Below are 19,493 nucleotides of genomic sequence, written 5' to 3' on the forward strand. Positions count from 1 at the left end.
CAACGGTTTATGGCAGGACTCTTCAACCCTTACGTCAAGACTGTGGTAAGTCTGCCGCACCCAGGGCCTGCTGCAGCCGGTCGATGAAGGCGCGGGTCTTGGTGGGCATGAGCCGGCGTTCGGGGAACACGGCCCAGGCGTCGTGGGCCGGCGGGTGCCAGTCGGGCAGCACCCGCACCAGCTGGCCGCGTTGCACCTGCAGCGCGGCAAAGCGGTCGGGCACCACGGCGATGCCGCCGCCGGCGGCGGCCAGGCGGATCAGCAGCTCCGGCGAGTTGGCCACCAGCCCCCCCGCCGGGCGGCCGTGCCAGTGCTGCTGGCCTTGCACCAGGTGCCAGGGCAGGGCGTCGCCCTGGCGGCCCAACAGCCGCACGGCGCGGTGGCGCGGCAGGTCGTCCGGCTGCTGGGGGTGGCCATGGCGGGCCAGGTAGGCCGGGCTGGCGTAGAGCCCGTTGGTGAACACGGCCAGCCGCCGCGCTGCCAGCGAGGCGTCGCTGGGCAGCTCGCCCATGCGCACCGCCAGGTCGAAGTTCTCGGCCAGCAGGTCCACCCGGCGCGGCGACAGGTCCAGCTCCAGCGTGACCGCCGGGTGGTCCGCCGCGAAACCGGCCAGCGCCTCGGCCAGCAGCAGGGTGGCGAGGTCGCTGGGCATGGACACCCGCAGCCGCCCACTGGGCGTGGCCTGGCGGTGGGCGCTCAGGGCCGCCACCGCGTCCACCTCGGCCGCCACCTGGCGCGCGTGTTCCAGCAGCTGCAGGCCGAACTCGGTCAGCCACTGGCGCCGCGTCGTGCGCCGCAGCAGCCGCTCGCCCAGCCGCAGCTCCAGCCCGGCCAGCCGGCGCGACACGGTGGACTTGGGCAGGCCCAGCGCCTCGGCGGCGCGGCTGAAGCTGCCCCGCTCGGCCACCTGGGCAAAGATGAGCAGGTCGTTGGGGTCGATGCCCGCGGTTGATAGTTCCATTTGAAGAACAATGATATCCATTTCAGGGGATTTATCGCTTCAATGGGCCGATTTACAGTACACCCATCGCCCCCCAACCACCTTTCGGAGCCCCCTATGAAGATCCTGCAAATCCACGCCAGCCCCCGCCGCGGCGCCGCCAACTCCAGCAAAGTGGCCCACCAGGTGGTCGCGGCCCTCCAGGCCCGGCACGCCGGCGCCCAGGTGACCCTGCGCGACCTGGCCGACCACCCCGTCACCGTGCTGGACGAAGCCGCCCTGGGCGCGCTGTTCACCCCGGCCGACCAGCGCAGCGCCGCACAGGCCGCCGTGGTGGCCGAGTACGACGCCCTGATCGCCGAGGTGCAGGCGCACGACACCCTGGTGCTGGGCGTGCCCATGTACAACTTCGGCGTGCCGGTGCAGCTCAAGGCCTGGATCGACGCCATCGCCCGCGCCGGCGTCACCTTCCGCTACACCGACCAGGGCCCCCAGGGGCTGCTGCAGGGCAAGACCGTGTACCTGGCCCTGGCCCGTGGCGGCCTGTACCGCGACCAGCCGCACGACACCCAGGTGCCCTACCTCAAGACCGTGCTGGGCTTTTTGGGCCTGACCGACGTGCGCCCGATTTACGCCGAAGGCCTGAACATGGGCCCTGAGGCCGCCGCCCGGGGGTTTGCCCAGGCCGAGGCCGACCTCGCCGCCGCCCTGGCCTGAGCCAGGCCCCGGCGCGCCCGCGCCCGACGCCAACCCCGGGACCGCGTCCCCGGGGCGCGCCCAACGATCCCCCAGTGTTTGCAGGAGCCGCCCCATGCCCACCGCCGCCCCGATGACCGAAACCGTTGCCCACCCCCGCCGCGTCGAAAGCCTGGTGGCGGGCCTGCCCACCTCCGACGGCGCCGGCGTCAAGCTCACCCGGGTGTTGACCCAGGACCTGCAGCGCCGGCTCGACCCCTTCCTGATGCTGGACGCCTTCGGCAGCGACCGGCCGGACGACTACATCGCCGGCTTCCCCGACCACCCGCACCGCGGCTTCGAGACGGTGACCTACATGATCGCCGGGCGGCTGTTGCACCGCGACAGCGCCGGCCACGAAGGCCTGCTGGACAGCGGAGGCGTGCAGTGGATGACCGCCGGGCGCGGCGTGGTGCACTCCGAAATCCCGCAGCAGGAAGCGGGGGTGATGGAGGGTTTTCAGCTCTGGCTCAACCTGCCCGGCCGCGACAAGCTGTGCCCGCCGGGGTACCGCGACTTCAGTGCCGCCGAGCTGCCCCGCTTCGTCACGCCCGAGGGCGTGGCGGTGGCGGTGATCGCGGGGGCCAGCCACGGCGTGGCCGGCGCCGTGACCCGCGACGCCACCGCGCCGCTCTACCTCGACCTGCACCTGCCCCCGGGCAGCCGCTTCGCGCAGGCGCTGCCGCCCGGCCACAACGCCTTCGTGTACGTGTACCGGGGCGCCGTCCGCGTGGGCGAGCAGCACGTGCCGGCCCAACGCATGGCCGTGCTGGCCAACGACCCGCAGGCCGACGGCATCGTCCTCGACGCCCCGACCGGCGCACGGGCGCTGCTCATTGCTGGGCGGCCGCTGAACGAGCCCATCGTCCAGCATGGCCCCTTCGTGATGAACACCGAGGCCGACATCCACCAGGCGATCCGCGACTTCCGCGCCGGGCGCCTGGGCTGAACGGCCGACACCGGTGGCGACACCGCGATGTCAGCCAGCGCCGGGCGGTGGGGGCCCCTGTGGGTTGAGCCGGGGGTGGGTTTCCTCGCCCAGCCAGCCGAGCAGGGCGCCCGACGCCGCCATGGACAGCGCGACGAACCAGAATGCGGCGGTCACCTGGCCGGTGAAATGGGCGGTCAGGCCCAGCCCCAGCGCGCCGATGCCGTAGCCCAGGTCGCGCCAGAAGCGGTAGATGCCGACGGCCGTGCCCCGCCAGTGGGGGTGGGCGATGTCGGCCACCGCCGCCGAGAGGTTCGGGTACAGCAGGGCCATGCCCAGCCCCGACAGCGCGGCAGACGCCGACCACCAGAGCGCCCCCTGGCCCAGCACCATCAAGGCCACGCCCGCCCCGCACAGCCACATGCCCCACACGTTGGGGCGATGGCGGCCGATGCGGTCCGACAGGCGCCCCGTGAACAGCTGCGCCGCGCCCCACACCAGGCCATAGACCCCGATGACCGAGCCCACCTGCGGCAGGCTCAGCCCCCGCTGGTACAGGTAAACCGGGTAGAACACCCACACCAGCGCATCCACAAACTTTTCCACCAGGCCCGCCTGGCACAGCGCAAACAACCGGCGGTCGCGCCAGCTCATCAGCGTGAAAACCTCCCAGGTGCCGGGCGCGCTGGAGACGTGGCGGGGGTGGCGAGGCCGCGCCAACGGCTGGCCCCCGCCCGCCGCGTGCCGCGCCGCCTCGGCCCGCGCCCAGGGCAGGGTTTCGCGCACCCACACCTGCGTCAGTACGAGCGCGGTCAGCACCACCGCCAGGCCAAACAGCAGCAGCCCCAGGCGGGGCCCCAGCCAGGTGGCCAGCCAAGCGGTGGCCAGGCCCGCCAGTGCCACCCCCAGGTAGCCCGCAAACTCGTTCAGACCCAGGGTGAGCCCGCGTTCCTGCATGCGCGTGATGTCCAGCTTGGCGGTTTGGGTCATCGACCAGGTCAACCCCTGGTTCACGCCCAGCAGCACGGTCGCGGCCACCACCCAGTGCCAGTGTGGCGCGTACCAGACCATCACCGGTATCGGCAAGGCCACCAGCCAGCCCAGCAGCAGCACACGCTGGCGGCCCACGCGCTCGGATAACCGCCCCGCCACGAAGTTCATGGTTCCCTTGACCACGCCGAACGCCACCACGAACGCCGTCAGCAGCAGGAACGACGTCTTGGGCACGCCAAATTCGGACTCGGCCAGCGCGGGCACCACCGTGCGCACCATGCCCAGGGTCAACCCCACCAGCAAAACCTGCAACAACTGGTGCAGGAACTGCGCCAGGTTGGCCCGGATGCCGTGTGTGGGTGCCATCGGGGGCTTCAGTCGGTGTCCAAGGGCATGCCCGCCGCCCGCCACTCGCTCACCCCGTCGAGCAGCTTGTGCACCCGGTAACCCTGGCTGTGCAGCAGTTCGTAGGCCTCCTCAGAAAACAGGCAGAACGGGCCGCGGCAGTAGGCGACGATGGCTTTGTCCCTGGGCAGCTCTGACAAACGGCTGGCGATTTCCTGCACCGGCATGGACCGCGCATACGGCAGGTGCGAACGCTCGAATTCCGCTTGAGGGCGCACGTCGATGACCACCACTTCGCCGCGCTGCGCCTGGTCCATCAGGGCCTGGCGGTCCAGCGACACCAGCTTCTTCGGCTCGGCCACCATCTGGTCCAGCGCCACGCGCAGGTCCAGCAGGTGTTCCTCGGCCACTTGCCGCAGGGCCACCCACAGGCCGGCCACGTCCGGGCCGGTGAGGCGGTACACGACGAACTTGCCGTCCTTGCGCGAGGTGACCAGCCGCGCCTCGCGCAGCGCCCGCAGGTGCGCGCTGGCCAGCTTGATGCCGATGGACAACTCCGTGGCCAGCTGCTCCACCGATTTTTCGCCCTGCGCCAGCAACTCGATCAGCTCCAGCCGCTTGGGGCTGGCCACCGCCTTGCCGATGCGCGCCACCTGCTCGTACAGCAGGTCCTTCAGTTGCCGCTTGTTCATGCTAACATTCAAATGTTGTTTAGATTAAATATACACTGAAATTCGCGTGTCCAATACGGGCCTGATGCACCCACCCCGAACCGAGACCCTGTGGGCCGTGGCGCTGTCGGTGGCGCTGCACGCCGCGGTGCTGGGGCTGGCGGGCCTGACCGCGTTCACGCCCCCGCCACCCACCGCGCCCGTGGCGCCGCCCATTTTTGTGGAAATGTGGGCCTCCGAACCGCCCGCGCCCAGCCCCGACCCCACGTCGGCGCCCTCACCGCCGCGCCCGGCCGCCGCCCCGGCGCGGCCCGTGCCTGTCCCGGCCATGGCCAGGCCGACAGCGGCCCCGCCCGCACCCCAGGCCCCCGACCGCGAGCGGGCCTACCTGGACGCACCGCCCGCCCCCACCGCCGAAGAATGGGCGCTGGCGTCTCGCTACACGCTCAAAAACAGCAAGCCCTACCGCCACACCTGGGGTCAGCAGGTGCGCAGCCTGATGGGCACGGCCTTCGAGGGGCCGGACCAGGGGGCGGTGCGTTTTCGGGTGGAAATCGCGCCCGATGGCCGCATGACCCGGCTGGAGACGCTCTGGAGCACCTCGCCCGTGGCCGAGCAGCGGGCGCGTCAGGCCATGGATGCGATGCCCCCGCTGCCGCCCACCCCCACGGGGCAGCCGCTGGTCTTTGAAAAGACGATTTCCTTCCAGCCCCACGTGGTGGACGACACCCCCCTGTACCAGAACGACTGCCTGCCCGAGCGGCCCGCGTTCCGCAACCCCTATGCCTGGGACGGCCAGTCCGACCCCGGGCCGGCGGTGCAGCCCCGCACCGAACAGCGGGACGGGCAGGCGATGGCGGACTGCCTGCGGCAGTTGCCGCAGGACACGATCGAGGCCGAAAGCGCCCACGACCGCCGGCAACTGGAGCGCTGGGGCTCGGACCGGCTGGGGCGCTGAGGGTCAGCCCAGCGCGCCCCACACTCCCCCAGCGACGGCGCTGCCGAGCACCACCAGCCAGGGCGGCAGTTTCCAGGTCACCAGCGCCACCAGCGCCAGCAGGACCAGGGCAAAGTCTGGCGGGGCGTGGACGGCGCTGGTCCACACCGGCTGGTACAGCGCCGCCAGCAGCACGCCCACCACCGCCGCCTGGGTGCCCCACAACGCCGCTTGGGTGCGCGGGCTGCGGCGCAGCTGCTCCCAGAACGGCAGAGCCCCCGCCACCAGCAGGAAGGCGGGCGCAAAAATCGCCAGCAGAGCGATCAGCCCGCCCAGCCAGCCGCTCGGGGCCGCCTGCGTGGACGCGCCCAGGAACGCGGCGAAGGTGAACAACGGGCCGGGCACGGCCTGGGCCGCGCCATAGCCGGCCAGAAAGGTGTCGGGGTCCACCCAGCCGGTGGGCACCACCTCGGCCTGCAGCAGCGGCAGCACCACGTGCCCGCCACCCAACACCAGCGAGCCGGCCCGGTAAAAGGCGTCCACCAGGGCCAGCGTGGGGTTCGGCGCCCAGGCGGCCCACCACGGCAAACCCAGCAACAGCCCCGCAAACAGCGCGAGCCAGCACAGGCCCGCGCGGCGGCGAACGGTCAAGGGCAGGGGGTCGTGGGCGGTGCCTGGCCCGGGCCGGAACCACCACAGCCCCACCACGGCCCCGAAAGCCATCACCCCCACCTGGCCCCAAACCGAGGGCACCAGCAGCACGCCGCAGGTGGCCAGCGCCATCAGGCCGATGCGCGGTGCGTCCGGGCAGAGCTGGCGGGCCATGCCCCACACCGCTTGCGCCACCACGGCCACCGCCACCAGCTTCAGGCCGTGCAACACGCCCGGCGGCACCGCGTCGCCGTGGCTGGCCAGGCCCTGCGCCAGCAAGACCAGGGCCACGGCCGACGGCAGCGTGAACCCCGCCCACGCTGCCAGCGCGCCGGCGTAACCCGCGCGGGACAGCCCCAGCGCCAGGCCCACCTGGCTGCTGGCCGGCCCCGGCAGGAACTGGCACAGGGCCACCAGGTCCGCGTAGCTGCGCTCGCTCAGCCAGCGGCGCCGGGTCACAAACTCCTCGCGGAAATACCCCAGGTGCGCCACCGGGCCACCGAAGGCGGTCAGGCCCAGCCGCAGGAAAATCAGGAACACCGCCCAGGGGTCGCGGTCGCTGGCGGGGGTGTCGGTCATGGGTGCCTCGGCTGGCGGTGGGGTGGCCCCGGACAGGCAAAAGCCCGCTTCCGGCGGGGAGAGCGGGCCTTGGGGCAGGTGTGCGGTGGCGGCTTAGAACGGGATGTCGTCGTCCATGTCGTCGAAGCCGGTGCTGGGCGCCGGGGCCGGCGGCCGCTGCGGCGCGGGGCGCGGGGCCGCGGCGGGCGCCGGGCGGGCCATGGGGGCGGCCGCGCGCGGGGCGTAGCCCCCGCCGCCGCCTTCGTCCATGCCCTGGCCGCCCATGCCTTCGCGGCCCCCCAGCAGCTGCAGTTCGGTGGCGATGATGTCCACCGTGTTCTTCTCCACCCCCGACGGGTCGGTGTACTTGCCGTACTTCAGGCGGCCTTCGACGTAGATCGGGCGGCCCTTGCGCACGTATTCGCCGGCAATTTCGGCCAAACGGTCGTAAAAGGTCACGCGGTGCCACTGGGTGTCTTCCACCGTCTCGCCGCTGTTGCGGTCTTTGCGGCGGCTGCTGGTGGCCACGCTGACGTTCGCCACGGCCTGGCCCGAGGGCAGGTAACGGATCTCGGGGTCGCGGCCGCAGTTGCCGACCAGGATGACTTTGTTGACGGATGCCATGGCGTGGAAAACCCTCTCTAGCGTGGTGTGTAACGAAGGCCGATTGTCCAACATTTGCCCGTGGACGCCAGCCCCGGGCGGCCCGCTTTTACACTTGGGCCATGCCACGGCCCCAACAGCCCGATTTTCTGGAACACCTGCGCCACGAGGTGATCGATGGGCGCCACTGGCTGGACCGCGCGGTGGTCATCGGCTTTGCCGTGCTGGCCGGCCTGGCGGTGGTGGCCTTCACCTGGCTGGCCGACGCGGCCTACGCCCGTTTTGCCGAGCTGCAAACCCGCCACTGGTGGGCGCCCCTGCTCTGGACGCCGGCCGTCACCGCCGCGGTGGTCTGGCTGCTGCGGCGCTGGGCACCTGGCGCAGGGGGCTCGGGCGTGCCCCAGACCCTGGTGGCGCTGGAGCCGCGCCTGCCGCGCGAGCAGCGCGCCCGTTTTGTCTCGCTCAAGCTGTCGGCGGCCAAGGTGTTGGGCGTCTCGGGCGGCCTGCTGGCCGGGCTGTCCATCGGGCGCCAGGGGCCGTCGGTGCAGGTGGCCGCCGGCGTCATGCACCACGCACGGCGTTACCTGTCGCCCAAAACCGTCATCAGCGACCGGGAATTGCTGGTCGCCGGCGGGGCGGCCGGCATTGCGGCGGCGTTCAACACGCCCTTGGGTGGCATCGTCTTCGCCATCGAGGAGCTGTCGCGCCGGCTGGAGCAGCGCAACAGCGGCCTGATGCTGGCGGCCATCGTGGTGTCGGGGCTGGTGTCGGTGTCGGTGTTCGGCAACCTGTCCTACTTTGGCCGGGTCCGCATCGAGGTGGTGTCCTGGGCCGACCTGTTCTGGCCGGGCCTGCTGATCGCGGCGGTCTGCGGCCTCATGGGCGGGCTGCTGTCGCGGCTGTTGCTGGTGTCGTTCACCGGCCTGCCCGACCGCTTTTGCGCCCTGCGCCGGGCCCACCCGGTGCGCTTCGCCGCGCTGTGCGGGCTGGGGGTGGCGCTGATCGGGGTGGTCAGCGACGGCGGGGTCCACGGCGGCGGTCACCCGCAGGTGAAGGCGCTGCTGTCGATGGAGTCGGTGGAGCAGCACACGCCCTTCCTGTTTTCGGGGCTCAAGTTCATTGCCTCGTGGTGGTCGGCCTGGTCGGGCGTGCCCGGCGGCATTTTCGGGCCCAGCCTGTCGCTGGGCGCCGGGGTGGGCGCCGACATCGCCTGGCTCACCGACACGCGCCAGGTGCAGGCGCTCATCGCCATCGGCATGGCGGGGTTTCTGGCGGCGGTCACGCAAACGCCCATCACCGCCATGATCATCGTGATGGAGATGACCGACGGCCACAGCATGGTGTTGAGCCTGATGGGCTGCGCGCTGCTGGCCAGCCTGCTGTCGCGCATGGTCAGCCGCCCGCTCTACAGCACCATGGCCGAAACCCTGTGGGCCACGGTGGTGCGCCCGCCGGCCCCCGCCCCCGATGCCGCGCCCGCGGCGAGCGAGGCCGCGCCGCCCGGGGCGGCCGCGGTGCCGGTCCCGGCGGTCAGTGCGCCGGACGGGCCGCCGCCGGCGCCGGGGCCCGCATCGGCCACGCCACCACCAGCCACAGCAGGGCCAGGGCCGCACACGCCATGAACAGGCCGTGTGCGCCGACGTGGCGCACCAGCCAGCCGCCGGCCGCGCCGCCGACAAAAAAGCCGACCGACTGGAGCGTGTTGTACACCCCCAGCGCCGCGCCGCGCGCGTGCGCCGGCGCCAGGCGCGAGGCCAGGCTGGGCTGGCTCGCCTCCAGCGTGTTGAAGCCCAGGAAGAACAGAAACAGGCCAATGCCCAGGGCGGTGAGCGAGGGCGTGTGGCTGGCGCTGTACCAGAAGCCCAGCTGCACCAGCAGGATCAGCCCGATGGCGAACAGGAACACCGCGCGCAGGTGGCCTTTGCGTTCCAGCCGGAACAGCACCCCGCCCATGACCAGGAACGAGCCCAGCAGCGCCAGCAGGTAGACCACCCAGTGCCGGTCGGCGGTGAGGCCGGCCTGCACCAGCAGGGCGGGCACGGCCATCCACATGGCCAGTTGCACCGCGTGCAGCACGAACACGCCCAGGTTCAGCCGCAGCAGGCCGGCGTGGCGCAGCACCTCGGCCAGGCCGCGGCGGCCGGCGTCGCGCTGTTCCGCGGGTTCGGGCGGCACCACCCAGGCCACCACCGCCATGCCCAGCAGGGCCAGGCCGGTGGTCAGCCAGAACAGCCCGCCCAGACCGATCTGCGCCGCCAGCACCGGCGCCAGCACCAGCGACAGCGCGAACATCAGCGCGATGCTGATGCCCACCAGCGCCATCGCCTTGGTGCGCACCTCGTCGCGGGTCACGTCGGCCAAGAAGGCGGTGATGGCCGCCGAGATGGCGCCGCCGCCCTGCAGCGCGCGGCCCAGGGTGAGCTGGTCCAGCGTGGTGGCGCTGGCGGCCAGCGCGCTGCCCAGCGCGAACAGCGCCAGCCCGGCCAGGATGACGCGTTTGCGGCCCCAGCGGTCCGAGGCCATGCCCAGCGGGATCTGCAGCAGCGCTTGCGTCAGGCCGTAAATGCCCATGGCCAGGCCGACCCGGCCCGGGTCGTCGCCGCCGGGGTAGCGGGCCGCTTCCAGCGCGAACACGGGCAGCACCAGGAACAGGCCCAGCATGCGCAGCGCGAAGATGGACGCCAGCGAGACGCTGGCGCGGCGCTCGCCGGGGGTCATGCGGTGGGTGGGGGGTGGGGTATCGGGCACTTGGGGCAAGGCGGGCCGCGCCGGGCGCGGCCCAAGGGTTCACTGCAAACCCCGGATTGTCGCGCAAGCGCGGGCTGCGCCGTGCGGCCGGGGGTTTGCCCGGCCCGGCTCAGGCCGATTTGAGCGCGCTGCGGTAGGCGCCGCAGCCCACCAGCAGCTGGTCGTTGATGGGCAGCACGAAGGAGGACTTGCCGCGCACGTCCTTCGTCACCGGGTTGATGATGTTGTACTCCACCCAGCCGCCGCCGTGGTCGGCGCGCTCCCAGGCGTCGCGCAACAGCTGGTCGGCGTCCAGGCCCGGCGCGTCGTGCAGGCGGCTGCCGGTCTTGGCGCGGTCGGCGCCCATCACGCGGTAGACGCCGTCGCGGTCGAAGACGAAGACGTAGAGGTCGCGGTCGATGAACCGCCCGCTCTTGTTGTAGAAGTCCTCGCAGGCGCGTTCGTAGCCCACGCTCTGGATGTGGGCCAGCGCCTCCTGCGCCAGGCGCATCGCCACGTCGGCGGTGCCCTGGGTCAGGCGCATGTGCTGGACGGCGTGGTCCAGGTCGTCGGTGTGGGCCAGCAGGTCGGCCGAATGGGCGCTGGTGCGGTCCACCATGGCGGCGTTTTCGTAGGTCACGGTGTCGATCTCGCCCATGGCCTGCGCCACCTCTTTCAGCGCGGCGCTCTGCTGGTTGCTGGCCACGGCCATGCCGTCGATGCGGGTGGCGATGTCGCGGATGCCGTGCACCAGCTGGTCCATGACGCCGTTGACCGAATTGATCTGCGTGACCGAGGACTGCACCCGGCCGGTGGACTCGGCGATGAGCTGGCGCACCTCGCCGGCGGCGGCCTGGCTGCGCTGCGCCAGGCTGCGCACCTCGGCCGCCACCACCGCGAAGCCACGGCCGGCCTCGCCGGCGCGGGCGGCTTCCACCGCGGCGTTCAGCGCCAGGATGTTGGTCTGGAAGGCGATGCTGTCGATCACGCCGATGATCTCGTTCATGCGGCTGGAGGTGGACTGCAGCGTGCCCATGCCGCTGACGGTCTGCTGCATCAGGCCACCGGCCTCTTCGGTCTGGCGGTGCAGCTGTTCGCTGACGCGGCTGACCTCCTGCACGTTCTGGCTGTTGCGGGTGACGGTTTCGGCGGCCTCGCGGATGTTGGCGCTGGCCTGCTCCAGCGCGGCGGCCTGCGACTGGGTGCGGCCCGAGAGCTGCGAGCTGTCGGCCACCAGCTGCTGGCCCATGTGGCCCAGCACGGCCGAGACGCTGCGCACGTCGGCCACCAGGGCCGACAGGCTGTTGAGCATGGCCTGGAACTTGCGCCCCATCTGGGCCATTTCGTCGCGGCCGGCGATCTGGACCACGCCGGTCAGGTCGCCCTGGGTGGCTTGTTCGATCACCCGGTCGAGCTGGCGCAGGCCGTCCAGGGTGGCGTGGTAGAAGGCCAGCATGCCGTAGGTGAGGACGAGCAGCAGCAACACCGCCCCGGCGGCCACGCCCATGAGCTGGCGCTCGGCGCGGTCGGCGCGGGCCTGCAGCAGGGCGTCGAGCCGGGTGGCGCTGGCGTCGGCAAAGCCGCGCAGGTGCTGCAGCACCTCGCTGCCGCGGGCCAGGTGCTGCTGGGGGTCGGCCATCAGGGCGCCGGAGCCCATGGTGGCGCCCACCTCGGAGGCGTAGCTGTCGGCGCTTTGCTGCAGCCGGGCCCAGCCCTCGGGCTGGGCTTCGCCGGCGCGTTGCAGCGAATCGAGCCGCTCCTGGGCCAGGCCCAGCAGGTCGTTGACGCTGCCACTCTGGCCGCCCAGGCGCACCGCAGCGGTGATGATTTCAGAGCTGAGGCCCGCGCTTTGCTGCACCAGCAGGGCCGCGCCCTCGTTGCGCAGGTGGGCCACGGCCTGCTGCAGCGGCGGCAGGCGGCTGACGACCGTGTCCATCAGGAAGTAGGTGGCGGCGTAGGGGTCCAGCAGCAGGGTGGAGGTTTCGGCGGCGAGCGAGGTGAACTTCTGCAGCCGGCTCAGCAGCGCGGTGTGGCGGTCGTAGAGCGCGGCGCGGTCGGCGCTGGCCGGGACGGTGCCGGCCAGGGCGGTCAGGTCGCGCTGCAGCGGCGCCCAGGCAGCGGCCAGCCCCAGGCCGTCGGCGGTGCGCACCTCGGCGTCCAGCGCGGCCACGGCCCGGCGCAGGGCGGCGGCGCTGGCGTCCAGCCCGGCCTGGGCTTCGGCCTGGCCCGACAGCAGCAGGTGCGCCTGGCCCTGGTGGTCCAGCAGGTGGCCGCTCAACTCGGCCACGCCGCGCACCACCCGCAGCCCGGCCATTTCCTGTTGTGCGGTGGTGCGCTCGCTCCAGAAGCCCTGGCCCAGCTGCACGCCGGTGAAGGCCAGCGGCAGCAGCAGCACGGCGGCCATCACCAGCATCTTGACGCTCATGGGCAGGCGCTGCATCAGCGCCACGGCGGGGGCCATCAGGCCGGAGGGGGTGCGTGTGCTCATGGGGGTGAGGCGGTCAGGCGAGGGCGGCGCGCATCTGGTCGATCACGGCTTTGTAGTCGGGCTTGCCGAAGATGGCGCTGCCGGCGACGAAGGTGTCGGCACCGGCGTCGGCCACGCGGCGGATGTTGTCGGCCTTGATGCCGCCGTCCACCTCCAGCCGGATGTCCTTGCCGCTGGCTTCGATGCGCTGGCGCGCCTGCTCGACCTTGCGCAGGGCGCTGTCGATGAAGCTCTGGCCGCCGAAGCCGGGGTTGACGCTCATGATCAGGATCAGGTCGAGGTCGTCGATCACCCAGTCCAGCACGTCCAGCGGCTGCGCGGGGTTGAAGGTCAGGCCGGCCTTGGCGCCCTTGGCCTTGATGGCCTGCACGCTGCGGTGTACGTGGGTGGATGCATCGGGGTGGAAGCTGACCAGATCGGCGCCAGCGTCGATGAACGCGCCGGCCAGCGCGTCCACCGGCTGGACCATCAGGTGCACGTCGATCGGCACCGGGGTGCCGTCCGGCTTCTTGGCGTGCGGCTTGAGCGCTTGGCAGATCATCGGCCCGAACGTCAGGTTGGGCACGTAGTGGTTGTCCATCACGTCGAAGTGGATCCAGTCGGCGCCGGCGGCGATGACGTTTTTCACCTCGTCGCCCAGGCGGGCAAAGTCGGCCGAGAGGATGGAGGGGGCGATGCGGAACGTGGTCATGGAGGCGGGAACCCGGCTGGAACAGAGTAGGAGATTGTGCCCATTATTGACCCGCCGCCGTGTCAGGGAAAGTGGGGATGCAGCGACCTTGTCGCGGACCGAGGGGACAAGCCCGCTACCATAGCCCGCATGCCCAAGCACCAGTTCACCTGCGCCGTCCAGCCCGAGTACCTGCCCGAGCAGTCCCAGCCCGAGGCCGACCAGTACGTGTTCGCCTACACCGTCACCGTCAGCAACACCGGCGCGGTGGCCGCGCAACTGGTGGCGCGCCACTGGGAGATCGAGGACGCCCACGGCCACACCCAGGTGGTGGACGGGCTGGGCGTGATCGGCCGCCAGCCGCTGCTGCAACCGGGCGAGTCGTTCCGCTACACCAGCAGTGCGCCCCTGCGCACGCCCATGGGCATCATGAGCGGGCACTACTTTTGCGTGGGGGTGGACGGCCACCGTTTCGAGGCCCCGGTGCCGCCCTTTGTGCTGCGCGCCGACGGCGCCGGCGGCGGCGCCCTGCACTGACCCGCCCATGACCCAAACGACCGAACCCCGCAGCGCGGCCGACTGGATCGCCGCCCTCGACCCCGAGGCCGGCCTGGCCCAGCGCCACCTGTGGCTGATCGGGCTGGTGGACTGGCTGCGCGGCCCCACGCCCGACGTGCCCGCCACCCTGCGCCGGCTGGAGCAGTGCCTGGACGCGGCCGACGCCAGCCCGGACTGGGCCGTGCGTTGGCCGCGCTGGTGGCAGCGTTTCCGGGACGCGGTGGACCTGGCGCCGCTGCTGGCCGATTTCGGGTTTGCCTCCAAGTCGGTGTTCCTCACCGAACTGGGCCACCGGCTGCGGCGCAAGCTGTTGCCGGCCTCGCCGCTGACCACCGACATGGCCGAACTGTTCGGCCTGGTGTTTGCCGACCCGCGCGACGCGCGCTGGCTGCGCGCGCTGCCCGCGCGTTCCCTGCAGCGCCTGGCCGCCTGGCTGGACGCCCCGGCCCCTGACGCCGTGGCACCTGGGTCGCCCACGCCCTCGGGCCTGAGCCCCTGGGAACAGACACTGATGGACGCGCTGGCCTTTTGCGTGGGCCAGGTCAGCGCCGCCGGCTTCACCCCCGATTTGCGGGTGCGCATGTCGCCGGCGGCGCGCGCCGGGCGCACCTTTCAGAACCTGCCGGTGGCGCTGGAGGCCTACCGCCAGGCCGCCCTGGCCCACGGCGTGGCCAGCGACGCCGCCCGCACCGCAGAGGCGCGCCTGCGCCGCCTGCTGGACGAATCGCGCCACGCCGCCTACACCGTGTACGCCCACCTGGAGGAACACGGCATTTCGGTGGGCATCGTGTTCCGGCTGCGGCAGTTGCGCGAGCGGGTGCTGCGCGCCAAAACCCTGCTGGACGGCCTGCACGCCGAGCAGCGCCCGCGCGCCACCGCCCAGCTGCTGGGGCAGTTGGTGCAGGTCGGGCGCGAGAGCCGCAGCATCCGTGCCCTGATCGCCACCAGCACCCAGCTCACCGCCGCCCGCGTGGCCGAGCGCAGCGCCGAAAGCGGCGAGCACTACATCACCCGCCACTGGGCCGACTACCGCCAGATGCTGCTGCGCGCCGCCGGCGGCGGGGCGGTGCTGGGCTTCACCACCTGGTTCAAGTTCCTGCTGGGTGGGCTGGCGCTGTCGGCGTTCTGGGGCGGGCTGACCGCCGGGCTGAACTACGCCGCGGCCTTCGTGCTGATCCAGATGCTGCACTTCACCGTGGCCACCAAGCAGCCCGCGGTGACCGCGCCGGCCATGGTGGCCAAGCTGAAAGACCTGAACAGCCGCGAGTCCGTGTTGCGCTTCGTCGACGAGGTGGCGCACCTGTTCCGCTCGCAGGTGGCGGCCATCGCCGGCAACCTGCTGGCGGTGGCGCCCATGGTGTTGTGTCTGAGCCTGGGCCTGTGGGCGCTGACCGGCGCGCCCATGCTGACCGAGGCCAAGGCCCGTGGTGTGCTGGACGCGCACCAGGTCTTCGGCCCCACGCTGCTGTTCGCCGCCGGCACCGGCCTGCTGCTGTTCGCCAGCAGCATCGTCGCCGGCTGGGTGGAAAACTGGTTCGTGCTGCACAAGCTCGACAGCGCCATCGGCTACAACCCGGCCATCACCCGCCGCCTGGGCGCGGCCCGGGCGCAGCGCTGGGGGCGCTTTTTGCGCACCCACATCTCGGGCCTCACCGCCAACATTTCCCTGGGCCTGATGCTGGGGCTGGTGCCCGCCGTGGCCGGCTTTTTCGGGCTCGGCGCCGACGTGCGCCACGTCACCTTGGTGATGGGCCAGATGGCCGCCGCTGTGGCCACGCTGGGCCTGGGCGTGCTGCTGGAGGGCGGCTTCTGGTCGGCGGTGCTGGCCACGCTGCTGGTGGGCCCGATCAACCTGGCGGTGAGCTTTTACCTGGCCTTACGCCTGGCGCTCAAGGCCCAGGGCGTGAGCGACGTGAACCGCCAGCGCATCCAGGCCGCCATCCGGCACCGGCTGCGCCGCGCGCCCTGGAGCTTTCTGTGGCCGATCGACGCGCGCGCCGCCCAGGCCGCCGACGCGGTGGCCGACATCCCGCCGGCCGACGCACCGTCCGAGCCCACAGGGGACGCCGAAGAAGCCGCCGACGGTCCTGGCAGCCGGCTGGCCCAGGTCGAACGTCGCCTGCCCGACTGAGCCATGGGTGAGTTCGAGCTGATCCGCCGGCACTTCCAGCACCCGCTGCGGCGCAGCAGCGTGGCCTTGGGCAACGGCGACGACTGCGCCCTGCTGGCGCCCGCGCCCGGCATGCAGCTGGCCGTCTCCACCGACATGCTGGTGGCCGGCCGCCATTTCCTGCCCGACGTGGACCCCGAGGCGCTGGGCCACAAGGCCCTGGCGGTGAACCTGAGCGACCTGGCCGCCATGGGCGCGCGCCCGCTGGCCTGCACCCTGGCGCTGGCCTTGCCAGCGGCCGACGACGCCTGGCTGGCCGCGTTCGCGCGCGGCCTGCTGGGCCTGGCCGACGCGCACCGCTGCGCCCTGGTGGGTGGCGACACCACCGCCGGCCCGCTCAACCTGTGCCTGACCGTGTTCGGCGAGGTGCCGCCGGGCCGGGCCGCCCGCCGCGACGCCGGCCGGGTGGGCGACGACGTGTACGTCAGCGGCACCCTGGGCGACGCCCGGCTGGCGCTGGAGGGCCTGCTCGGCCACTGGCCGGTGCCGCCCCGCGTGCTGGCGCGCACCCGCGCCCGGCTGGAGCGGCCCACGCCGCGGGTGGCACTGGGGCTGGCGCTGCAGGGGCAGATCCACGCCTGCGCCGACGTCAGCGACGGCCTGCTGGGCGACCTGGGCCACATCCTGGCGGCGTCGCGCCTGGGCGCCGAGCTGGACGTCCCGGCGCTGCTGGCCTCGGCGGCGGTGTCGGACGACGTGCGCGCCCTGCCGCCCGAGCGCGCCTGGACCTGCGTGCTGGCCGGCGGCGACGACTACGAACTGGTCTTCACCGCGCCGCCCGACGCGCGGGCCCGGGTGCAGGCCGCGGCCCAAGCGGCGGCCACGCCGGTCACCCGCATCGGCCGCCTGTGCCCGGCGCGGCCCGGCGAGGCCGCGGTGCGCCTGCTGGACGCGCAGCAACGCCCGCTGGAGCCACCGGCCGGTGCCCAGCTCGGCGGCTTCGACCACTTCGGGTGACAGCCGGCGCGGCCGGCCGGTGTCAAAATCGGCGCATGACCGTTGCCCCGCCCGCCCCCGCCCCCGTGGACGCCGCCGCGTCCGACACGCCGCGCCCCGCCGCCTCCGTGGTGCTGTTGCGCGACGGCGCCGACGGCCTGGAGGTGCTGCTGCTGCGCCGCCACCAGAACTCCGGCGTGCTGGGCGGCTGGTACGTCTTCCCCGGCGGCAAGCTGGACCCCGCCGACCACGGCCCCGGCTGGGACGGCGCCCTGGACCTGCCGCCCGCCGCCCTGCACGAGCGCCTGGCCGAGCCCGACACGCCGGCCGCCACTGCCCTGGGCCTGCACGTGGCCGCCCTGCGCGAAATGCACGAAGAAGCCGGCGTGTTGCTGACCGAAGCCGCGCCCGGCGCCGCCCCGGCCGACCCGCAGCGCCTGCGGACCGGCTTGCAGGCCGGCACCCCCTGGCCCCAGGCCCTGGCCGCTGCCGGCCTGCGCTGGCGCACCCGCGCGCTGCAGCCCTGGTCGCGCTGGATCACCCCGCGCAACCCGCCGGTGGGCACGCCGCGCTTCGACACCCGCTTCTTTTTGGCGCTGCTGCCGCCCGGCCAGCAGGCCGCGCACGACAACCACGAAGCCACCGAAACCCTGTGGCTGACCCCGCGCGCCGGCCTGGCGCGCTACTGGGCCGGCGAGATCGGGCTGATCCCGCCGCAGCTCATGGCCCTGGCCCAGCTGGCCCGCCACCCCGACTGCGCCAGCGCCTGGGCCGAGGCGCAGACACGGCGTCCGCCCTGCATCCAGCCCGAACACTTCATGGACGGTCCGCACCGCGCCATGTGCTACCCCGGCGACCCGCGCCATTCGGTGGCCGGGCGCGCCCTGCCGGGCCCCACCCGCCTGCGCCTGGTGGCGCAGCGCTTCGAACCCTTCGACGGCTACGAGGGCTGGTTCGCATGAACGCCGGCGCCGTGCCCCCGCTGACCGCGCCCGGTGCGCGCTTTCTGTGCGCCCACCTGTCGCACCTGGTGGCGCTGGGCTTCGGCTCCGGCCTGAGCCGGCGCGCGCCGGGCACCGTCGGCACCCTGTGGGGCTGGGCCGCGTTCCTGCTCATCCAGGCGCTGTGGCGGCCCACGGACGCGGTCTGGGCCGCGCTCATCGGCGGCGGGCTGCTGCTGGGCTGGTGGGCCAGCGTGGCCACGGTGCGCCGCTGCGGCGTGGCCGACCCGGGCTACATCGTCATCGACGAAATCGTCGCCTTCTGGCTGGTGCTGTGGCTGGCCATGCCCATGGGCCTGCTGGGCCAGGCGGTGGCGTTCGGGTTGTTCCGGTTTTTCGACGCCGCCAAGCCCGGCCCGGTGGGCTGGGCCGACCGCGCCTTCAAAGGCGGCGGTTGGCGCGGCGGCTGGGGCATCATGTTCGACGACCTGGTGGCCGCCTTCTGCACCCTGCTGGTGCTGGCGCTGTGGCGCTGGGTCTGACCGCGCCGTCCCATGTCCGACCTACCCACCCCCGACGCTTCTGCCCCGCCGCTGTGGCTGCTCCCGGCCACCTGGCCGCTGCTGGTCGCGCTGGCCGAACGCCTGAAGGCGCAAGGCGCCCGTCTGGCCACCGCCGAAAGCTGTACCGGCGGCCTGATCGCCGCCAGCTGCACCGCCCTGAGCGGCTCCAGCGACTGGTTCGAGCAGGGCTGGGTCACCTACTCCAACGCCGCCAAAAGCGCGCAGCTGGGCGTGCCGGCGGCGCTGATCGCGGCGCACGGCGCCGTCAGCGAGCCGGTGGCGCGGGCCATGGCCTGCGGCGCCCGCGACCGGGCCGGCGTGCGCCACAGCGTGGCCGTGACCGGGGTGGCCGGCCCCACCGGCGGCAGCCCGGACAAGCCGGTGGGCACCGTCTGGTTCGGCTGGTGCGACGGCCAGCGGGTTTGGACCGAACGCCGCGTCTTCCCCGGCGACCGCGCCGCGGTGCGCGCCGCCACCGTGCAGCACGCGCTGGCCGGGGTGCTGGCGACCCCCGACCGCCCCTGAAGCCCCCGCAGCGGCCGCACGCGCCCCGGCTTGCGGCACAATGGCCGCATGGTCCCCAGCCCCGTGCCTCTGCGCTTGCGTCCGGCGGCCCTTCCGTCGGCGGCCCGGCCTGGGCTGCGCCGTTGGCGGCCGTGGCTGGCGTTGTGGGTGGGGTGGTGGATCGGGGCCCTGCTGGCCGTGGCGGCGGCCCAGGCCCAGCCCACCGCGGTGTTGCGCTACGGGGTCTACGCCAACGAACCCAAGATCTTCCTCGACGCCCAGGGCCAGCCGGCCGGCATCTTTCCCGAACTCCTCACCGCCATCGCCCAGCGCGAGGGCTGGCGCCTGCAGCCCGTGCCCTGCGAGTGGCAGGACTGCCTCGACGGCCTGGCCAGCGGCCGCATCGACCTGATGCCCGACGTGGCCTACAGCGAGGCCCGCGACGCCCTGTTCGACTTTCACCGCACGCCGGTGCTGCACAGCTGGTCGCAGCTGTACGCGCGGCGCGGCGCCCGGGTGGAGGCTTTGCAAGACCTGGCCGGCCTGCGCGTGGCGGTGCTGCAGGGCTCGGTCCA

General features: G+C 72.9%; 19 protein-coding genes. 11 read left to right on the forward strand and 8 right to left on the reverse strand.

The genetic code is table 11. The features are described from left to right. Window positions 1-34: 34 nt before the first annotated feature. A complete protein-coding gene (locus HA630_RS09710) occupies window positions 35-961 on the reverse strand; it encodes a LysR family transcriptional regulator (protein WP_243855428.1) in 927 nt (308 codons plus the stop codon). A gap of 96 nt (window positions 962-1,057) precedes the next feature. Between HA630_RS09710 and HA630_RS09715 the strand changes: the two genes are divergently transcribed. Next, the gene (locus HA630_RS09715) at window positions 1,058-1,657 is read left to right on the forward strand and encodes an FMN-dependent NADH-azoreductase (protein ID WP_166834373.1); all 600 of its coding nucleotides are present in this window, start codon (window positions 1,058-1,060) and stop codon (window positions 1,655-1,657) included. Between the two features lie 94 nt (window positions 1,658-1,751). Then, window positions 1,752-2,624, forward strand: coding sequence for a pirin family protein (locus tag HA630_RS09720; protein WP_166834375.1), 873 nt, complete (start codon window positions 1,752-1,754; stop codon window positions 2,622-2,624). Between the two features lie 30 nt (window positions 2,625-2,654). Here HA630_RS09720 and HA630_RS09725 read toward each other — a convergent pair whose 3' ends face one another. Continuing rightward, window positions 2,655-3,962: an MFS transporter gene (locus HA630_RS09725; protein ID WP_166834376.1), complete on the reverse strand. Its 1,308-nt coding sequence runs from the start codon at window positions 3,960-3,962 to the stop codon at window positions 2,655-2,657. Window positions 3,963-3,970: 8 nt separating this feature from the next. Next, entirely contained in the window at window positions 3,971-4,633 is a 663-nt protein-coding gene (locus HA630_RS09730) for a metalloregulator ArsR/SmtB family transcription factor (RefSeq protein ID WP_166834378.1), read from the reverse strand. Window positions 4,634-4,697: 64 nt separating this feature from the next. Here HA630_RS09730 and HA630_RS09735 point away from each other — a divergent pair, with 64 nt between their 5' ends. Beyond that, a complete protein-coding gene (locus HA630_RS09735; RefSeq protein WP_166834380.1) occupies window positions 4,698-5,570 on the forward strand; it encodes an energy transducer TonB in 873 nt (290 codons plus the stop codon). Between the two features lie 3 nt (window positions 5,571-5,573). On the opposite strand, the gene chrA is transcribed toward HA630_RS09735, so the two are convergent. Then, window positions 5,574-6,779, reverse strand: a complete 1,206-nt coding sequence (gene chrA, locus HA630_RS09740) for a chromate efflux transporter (protein ID WP_166834382.1) — start codon at window positions 6,777-6,779, stop codon at window positions 5,574-5,576. Between the two features lie 93 nt (window positions 6,780-6,872). Then, window positions 6,873-7,382: a single-stranded DNA-binding protein gene (gene ssb / locus HA630_RS09745; protein ID WP_166834384.1), complete on the reverse strand. Its 510-nt coding sequence runs from the start codon at window positions 7,380-7,382 to the stop codon at window positions 6,873-6,875. A gap of 101 nt (window positions 7,383-7,483) precedes the next feature. Between ssb and HA630_RS09750 the strand changes: the two genes are divergently transcribed. After that, the gene (locus HA630_RS09750; protein ID WP_166834386.1) at window positions 7,484-8,983 is read left to right on the forward strand and encodes a chloride channel protein; all 1,500 of its coding nucleotides are present in this window, start codon (window positions 7,484-7,486) and stop codon (window positions 8,981-8,983) included. Here the strand turns inward: HA630_RS09750 and HA630_RS09755 are convergent. The 3 genes from HA630_RS09755 to rpe all read right to left on the reverse strand — a co-directional run bounded on the left by HA630_RS09755 (window position 8,892) and on the right by rpe (window position 13,267). Then, window positions 8,892-10,079 (reverse strand): MFS transporter, encoded by a 1,188-nt coding sequence (locus HA630_RS09755; RefSeq protein ID WP_166834388.1) that lies wholly within the window; start codon window positions 10,077-10,079, stop codon window positions 8,892-8,894. The two genes, HA630_RS09750 and HA630_RS09755, sit on opposite strands and share 92 nt — an antisense overlap. A gap of 139 nt (window positions 10,080-10,218) precedes the next feature. Beyond that, window positions 10,219-12,576 (reverse strand): methyl-accepting chemotaxis protein, encoded by a 2,358-nt coding sequence (locus HA630_RS09760; protein WP_166834390.1) that lies wholly within the window; start codon window positions 12,574-12,576, stop codon window positions 10,219-10,221. Window positions 12,577-12,589: 13 nt separating this feature from the next. Then, complete coding sequence (rpe, locus tag HA630_RS09765; protein WP_166834392.1) at window positions 12,590-13,267, reverse strand: ribulose-phosphate 3-epimerase; 678 nt, start codon at window positions 13,265-13,267, stop codon at window positions 12,590-12,592. 129 nt (window positions 13,268-13,396) lie between these two features. Here rpe and apaG point away from each other — a divergent pair, with 129 nt between their 5' ends. The 7 genes from apaG to HA630_RS09800 form a co-directional block, all read left to right on the forward strand. Next, the gene (gene apaG / locus HA630_RS09770) at window positions 13,397-13,783 is read left to right on the forward strand and encodes a Co2+/Mg2+ efflux protein ApaG (protein WP_166834394.1); all 387 of its coding nucleotides are present in this window, start codon (window positions 13,397-13,399) and stop codon (window positions 13,781-13,783) included. 7 nt (window positions 13,784-13,790) lie between these two features. Further along, complete coding sequence (locus tag HA630_RS09775) at window positions 13,791-15,935, forward strand: site-specific recombinase (protein WP_166834396.1); 2,145 nt, start codon at window positions 13,791-13,793, stop codon at window positions 15,933-15,935. A 3-nt stretch (window positions 15,936-15,938) separates the two neighbouring features. Beyond that, window positions 15,939-16,931, forward strand: a complete 993-nt coding sequence (gene thiL / locus HA630_RS09780) for a thiamine-phosphate kinase (protein ID WP_166834398.1) — start codon at window positions 15,939-15,941, stop codon at window positions 16,929-16,931. Window positions 16,932-16,966: 35 nt separating this feature from the next. Beyond that, window positions 16,967-17,872 carry an NUDIX domain-containing protein gene (locus HA630_RS09785; protein WP_166834400.1) on the forward strand — a complete coding sequence of 302 codons (906 nt, stop codon included), beginning with the start codon at window positions 16,967-16,969 and terminating at the stop codon, window positions 17,870-17,872. Beyond that, complete coding sequence (locus HA630_RS09790; protein WP_166834402.1) at window positions 17,869-18,393, forward strand: phosphatidylglycerophosphatase A; 525 nt, start codon at window positions 17,869-17,871, stop codon at window positions 18,391-18,393. Before HA630_RS09785 ends, HA630_RS09790 begins: the two co-directional genes overlap by 4 nt. Before the next feature lie 12 nt (window positions 18,394-18,405). Continuing rightward, a complete protein-coding gene (locus HA630_RS09795; RefSeq protein WP_166834404.1) occupies window positions 18,406-18,939 on the forward strand; it encodes a CinA family protein in 534 nt (177 codons plus the stop codon). A 48-nt stretch (window positions 18,940-18,987) separates the two neighbouring features. Continuing rightward, on the forward strand, window positions 18,988-19,493 hold a 506-nt coding region (locus tag HA630_RS09800), incomplete at its 3' end, for an ABC transporter substrate-binding protein (RefSeq protein ID WP_166834406.1).

This window comes from Aquabacterium sp. A08, assembly GCF_011742065.1.